Annotated in this window: 2 protein-coding genes; both read left to right on the top strand. The window is 40.2% G+C overall.

Annotated features, from left to right (window positions below):
* Positions 1-682 precede the first annotated feature (682 nt).
* A complete protein-coding gene (locus CAG69_RS22720; protein WP_161443302.1) occupies positions 683-934 on the top strand; it encodes a hypothetical protein in 252 nt (83 codons plus the stop codon).
* Between the two features lie 104 nt (positions 935-1,038).
* A complete protein-coding gene (locus CAG69_RS06625) occupies positions 1,039-1,305 on the top strand; it encodes a hypothetical protein (RefSeq protein WP_047101801.1) in 267 nt (88 codons plus the stop codon).
* Positions 1,306-1,420 lie beyond the last annotated feature (115 nt).

Raw genomic sequence — 1,420 nt, 5'->3', positions numbered from 1 at the left:
GGCTTTCGTCTGGATAAGGTTTTGGACGTTGTAAAAGCATCACTTGAACCAATAAAGTTATTCAATTTTACTATAGCTCAAAAATAGGATTATGAGATATTTTTATCATATTTTATTAGGTTAGTTGAATAACCACCAACTTGATAGGCACCTCTTGTTTAAAGAGTTTAGTGGGACGGAGAGGTGTACCGTCTGCTGAGTAGTGACGTTGAGTTTGAGCCTGGGCCTTTATTCTATTTAGACGTTATCGGAGCCGTTTCTCTGCAAAACAGCCTCTAGTGATGCGAATATTTGCGATAATCTAATCATATTTTGATTTGAATAGGTGTTGTATTCGAATCAAGCAGTCAAAGGTGCACTAAACAATGAGCGCTTCTTACCACGCTTTGGACATATGGCTGAGTGCTTTGCGCTGCTTTTATTGATTGTTGCAGGTGAAGGCTTCTTTAAGCCTGTTATCACCCTTGCGGAAAAAGGTATTGATGATGTGGTTGGCGACGTACTTGTTAACTACGCGTTTGGCGGCCTATCAATTTTCGTTTTGTGCTGGATATATTTTGACTTTGTAGGCAATAGTAAACCACTACAGCCCCATCCCGTGTTTCAGGACAAACCTTACCCTGTAGTTAATAACTCAGTATGCTATAAATTATCTAATCTTATCTTGAATGGAAGACGAGTTGTGAGCAAAAAACGGTTATCTGAAAAAGAACTGGTCAAGGGGATGACGCCCCACACTGCGCATAGTGATGAACTAGCTGAAGTAACATTGGATGAGTTGGGCCTTGAAATTTCTGAAAGTGATTACATGGCCGCGTTGAAGCGAGTTAAATCACTGCTTGATGTAGCCGAACCCGGCACTCCTGAAGGAGACGAGCTTGAAAGGCTCGCTGCATTGGTTGAAGAATACGAGGAAAAACACTTCCCCATTTAATAACTGCAACGCATTTTTGCCCCTTTCCTTGTTTCAGAGCTAATTTCTAGTTGCTCACTATGCTATAAATTATCTAATGTCATTTTTGAATCGAGAAGTAAGTTATGAGTAAAAAGCTGTTGTCAGAAAAAGACCTTTTAGAAGGATTAACAAGTCATACTGCGCACACCGATGAATTCGCGACTACAAGTGAAAAAGATTGGGGGGCTTATTCGGAAGGTGCGGATAAGGCGGATATCGACTTTCTAGTTGAACGACGTGATGTTTTTGACTCTTCCCGAATTGAATTTGAGGAAGATGAACAAGACCGAGAGCTAGTTAAGCAAAGAGAAAACTCCCCAGAAATTGACGTTGATATTGATGAGTTGTGAACCAGTATGTTTGTGTTTCGGAATTAATCACCAGAATCAAAAATGCCCCAAGTGTATCAACTTCTCATTTGTTTGAATTGCCACCCGACCGAACAATAACAAAAGTTAGATTTAG

Source organism: Vibrio sp. V43_P6S15P86 (genome assembly GCF_009904725.1).
Taxonomy (GTDB): Bacteria; Pseudomonadota; Gammaproteobacteria; order Enterobacterales; family Vibrionaceae; genus Vibrio; species Vibrio diabolicus.
This window is presented reverse-complemented; position numbering and strand designations above follow the sequence as displayed.

Bases quoted from the DNA above. Each gene is read 5' to 3' on its own strand.
- CAG69_RS06625 (WP_047101801.1), top strand. From the start codon at position 1,039: ATGAGTAAAAAGCTGTTGTCAGAAAAAGACCTTTTAGAAGGATTAACA.